At 71.4% G+C, this 3,799-nt stretch carries 4 protein-coding genes; all 4 read right to left on the bottom strand.

What is annotated here, in order from left to right; genetic code table 11:
- Positions 1-1,027: polyprenyl synthetase family protein (locus ACLN58_RS19320; RefSeq protein ID WP_415856859.1), on the bottom strand; the 1,027-nt coding region annotated here is incomplete at its 3' end.
- Between the two features lie 125 nt (positions 1,028-1,152).
- Positions 1,153-2,463, bottom strand: a complete 1,311-nt coding sequence (locus ACLN58_RS19315) for a geranylgeranyl reductase family protein (protein WP_415856858.1) — start codon at positions 2,461-2,463, stop codon at positions 1,153-1,155.
- A gap of 15 nt (positions 2,464-2,478) precedes the next feature.
- On the bottom strand, positions 2,479-3,255 hold the full coding sequence (locus ACLN58_RS19310; RefSeq protein WP_415856857.1) for a demethylmenaquinone methyltransferase: 777 nt from the start codon (positions 3,253-3,255) through the stop codon (positions 2,479-2,481).
- A 152-nt stretch (positions 3,256-3,407) separates the two neighbouring features.
- Positions 3,408-3,799, bottom strand: a 392-nt coding sequence (locus tag ACLN58_RS19305; RefSeq protein WP_415856856.1) for a zinc-binding dehydrogenase, incomplete at its 5' end; no start/stop codon positions are given.

Raw genomic sequence — 3,799 nt, 5'->3', positions numbered from 1 at the left:
GACGCAGTGCCGCCTTCGCGGCGTCGGCCCACTCGCGCGCGACCTCCCACGACTGCGCCGTCGCGGGATGCGCCGAGAGCGCGGCGACGGCTTCGGCCAGCGCCTCGTCGCTCGTGAGATCGCCGTCGACGAGCCGCAGCACGTCCTCGGCGGACGCGTCGCCGTTAGACGCGGCCCGGCGGAGCAGCAGCACGGGAAGCGTGGGGACGCCCTCCCGGAGGTCGGTGCCGGCGGACTTGCCGGACGTCACCTTGCCGCCGGTGACGTCGATGACGTCGTCGGCGAGCTGGAACGCGACGCCCACCCGCTCGCCGTAAGCGACGAGCACGTCCTCGTACTCGGCCGGCGCCCCAGCGAAGATCGCGCCCATCTGGCCCGAGGCGGCGATGAGCGAGCCGGTCTTGTCGGCGAGGACGGAAATGTAGTGGTCGAGCGGGTCCTCGTCCTCGCGCGGGCCCACGGTCTCGTGGAGCTGACCGAGGCACAGCCGCTCGAACGTGCGGGCCTGGATCGAGAGCGCGCGGCCGCCGAGCTCGGACACGAGGATCGAGGCGCGCGCGAAGATGAGATCGCCCGTGAGGATCGCCACGGTGTTGCCCCACACCTCGTGAGCGGTGGGGGCACCGCGGCGGTACGGGGCCGAGTCCATGACGTCATCGTGATAGAGCGTCGCCAAGTGGGTGAGCTCGACCACGGCCGCGGCTTGGAGCACCTCGGGGCGCGTCCAGTCGCCGAGGTGCGAGCACAGAAGCGTCAGGAGCGGGCGGATGCGCTTCCCCCCGGCCTCGACGAGGTGGCGGCTCGTCGCGTCGGCGAGCGGATCGGAATTCGCGATCGCCTCGCGGAGGCGCTTCTCGACGCGGGCCATGCTCGTCATGATCGCGGACCCGATCTCGGGATCCTCCGCGATCGCGGCGAAGCCTGCGGGCAGCTGGATCCCGGCGGCGATGGCCGTCGTGGTCGGGGCGGGCTCTCCCTCAGAGTGCCCGTGGCCCGCGCTGGTCCAGCTGTGTTCAGTGTTCGTCACGTGGTCAAGCCTAGCTTCGGGTGGGTGGGTGGGTTGAAATGGGGCTTGGGTGGGTTAGGGGGCTGTGGGTTGAAATGGGGCTTGGTGGGTTAGGGGGCTGTGGGTTGAAATGGGGCTTGGGTGGGTTAGGGGCGGCGGGTCGAAACGCCGTTCGTCGTTGCCGGCGTGAGCGATTCGAGCAGTCGGATAGCCCGGTCCTCGAGGTTTCCGCCGCGCGGCTCGGTAAGGTTCGCGAGCAGACGCACCACGAGACGCATGAGCGCCGGCACCGGCATCCCCGTGCGCAGCGCGAGACGCATCACGGCGGGCCGCCCGATGAGCGCGGCGAACGCCCTCCCGAGAGTGAAGTGACTGCCCCACTGCTCGCGCACGTGGTCCGCGTAGGCACACAGGCGACGGTCAACGTCGTCGTCCGCCGGCCGGGTCCCGCCCGCCGCGCACTGGGCTGCCGCGGCGTCGACGAGGAACTGGGCCGCATAGCGGCCCGACTCCATCGCGTAGCTGATGCCCTCGCCGTTGAACGGGCTCACCATGCCGCCCGCGTCTCCGAGGAGCGCCATGCCGGGCACGGCGTGCGGGGTGCGGTTGAAGCCCATGGGCAGCGCCGCGCCGCGGATCGGGCCGGACTGGTTGGCCTCGGTGAAGCCCCATTCCTCGGGCATCGCGGCGGTCCAGTCGCGCAGCACCTGCCGGTAGTCGATCTTGCCGAACTCCTTGGACGAGTTCAGGATCCCGAGCCCCACGTTCGACGTCCCGTCCCCCACGCCGAAGACCCAGCCGTAGCCGGGCAGCGGCTTGCCGTCGCGACCGGGGAGCTCGAGCCAGCCCTCCATCCAGTCATCCTCGTGGCGCGGGCTTCGGAAGTACGTGCGGTAGGCGACGCCGAGCGGGCGGTCGTCGCGCTTTGCGAGGCCCCGGGAGACGGCGGCGCGGGTCGAGTTCCCGTCCGCGGCGAGGACCACGTCGGCGTAGAAATCGCGTGTCTCCCCGGTCTTCTTGCCGTCCTCGTCGAGGAGCTGCGCCCGGGCGCCGATCACGCGGCCCGCGTCGTCCCGGAGCACCTCCGTGACGCTGTGGCCCTCGAGGATCCGCGCGCCCGCGGACTCGGCGTGCCGGGCGAGCTCTTCGTCGAAGCCGAGGCGGGTCCGGATGAGGCCGTACTCGGGGAACTCCCCGCCCGCGGGCCAGGGGAGCTCGAGCGTGCGGCCGCCCGCGATGAGCCTCAGCCCGCGGTTGCGGCGCCAGCCGTCCGGCTCGGCGTGCGGGAGGCCCAGGAGCTGGATCTCGCGCACGGCCCGCGGCGTGAGCCCGTCGCCGCACACCTTCTCGCGCGGGAAGCGGGTCTTCTCGAGGACCGTGACGGGCACGCCCGAGCGGGCGAGGTAGTGCGCCGCGGTGGACCCGGCGGGGCCGGCGCCGATGACGAGTACTTCCACTGGATCAGCCGCGCGTCACCCGGCAGAGCGGCGCGCGCGCCGGATCTTCTCCACGGGCCCGGACTGCGACGCGGGAGGGACGGGCTTCGTGCCGCGGTGCACGGCGACGATCCCGCCGGAGAGGTTCCGGTACACGACGTTCTCCCAGCCGTCCTCCGTGAGCCACGCCGCGAGGTGGTCCTGGTTGGGCCACGCGCGGATCGACTCGGCCAGATACACGTACGCGTCCGGGTTGGACGAGGCCTTGCGGGCGACGGGCGGGAGCGCGCGCATGAGGTACTCGAGGTACATCGTGCGCCACAAGGGGTTCACCGGCGAGGAGAACTCGGCCACGACGATCTTCCCGCCGGGCTTCGTGACGCGGAGCATCTCGCGGACGGCCTGGTGCGGATCCGTCACGTTGCGCAGGCCGAACGAGATCGTCACGGCGTCGAACGAGTTGTCCGCGAACGGCAGGTTCGTCGCGTCGCCCGCCACGAAGTCGATGTCCGGGCGGCGGCGCTTGCCCACGCGCAGCATGCCGAGGGAGAAGTCGCAGGCCACGACGTCGATGCCCGCATCCGCGTAGGGCTCGGCGGACGTGCCGGTTCCCGCGGCGAGGTCGAGCACGCGCTGGCCCGGCTTCGCGCCGACCGCGTCGAACACGACCTTCCGCCACCGGCGCGTCTGGCCGAGCGAGAGGAGGTCGTTGACCACGTCGTAGCGCGGTGCGACGTCGTCGAACATGCTGGCGACTTCCTCAGGAAGCTTCTCGAGTGATGCCCTCTTGCCTGTGCTGTTCACCCGGTCCATTCTGCCAAACATCTGGGCCGCCCTTCTCACTGTCCGCTCGTGCTCACTTTGGGCCGCCCACCGCGCCGTGTCTTGGCGCGACACGCCGCAGCGGGGATCAGCCGGCCCCCCAAAGTGAGCAGGAAGGACCAAGGTGAGCAGGAAAGAACGGCTCAGAACCGCAGCAGCACCTTCGAGGACCCCGTGGAGCGATCGCCAGCGACCCGGAACGCCTCGACGGCTTCCTCGACGGGGAACTCGTGCGTGAGCAGGGGCTCGATGTCGAGGCCGTCGGCGAAGTACTCGAGCGCGGTCGAGATCTCGTCGATGAACCGGAACGAGCCGCGGTACTCGATCTCGCGGAACACGAGCTCGGCGAGCGAGACCTCGAGCTTGCCCGCCGGCAGGTTGCCCACCTGGACCACGAGCCCGCCCCGCTTGACGGCCCGCAGCACGCTCGTGACGGCGGCCGGGGCGCCCGAGGCCTCGAACACGACATCGGTCTCGGGGAGGGTCCCGCCCTCGGCGAGGTTGACGACGTCGTGCGCGCCCATGCGGAGGGCGA

The sequence above is a fragment of the Sinomonas sp. G460-2 genome, from assembly GCF_047759905.1.
In the GTDB taxonomy this organism is placed as follows: domain Bacteria; phylum Actinomycetota; class Actinomycetes; order Actinomycetales; family Micrococcaceae; genus Sinomonas.
The sequence above is the reverse complement of the archived record's forward strand: the minus strand, read 5'-3'. Positions and strand labels throughout refer to the sequence as shown.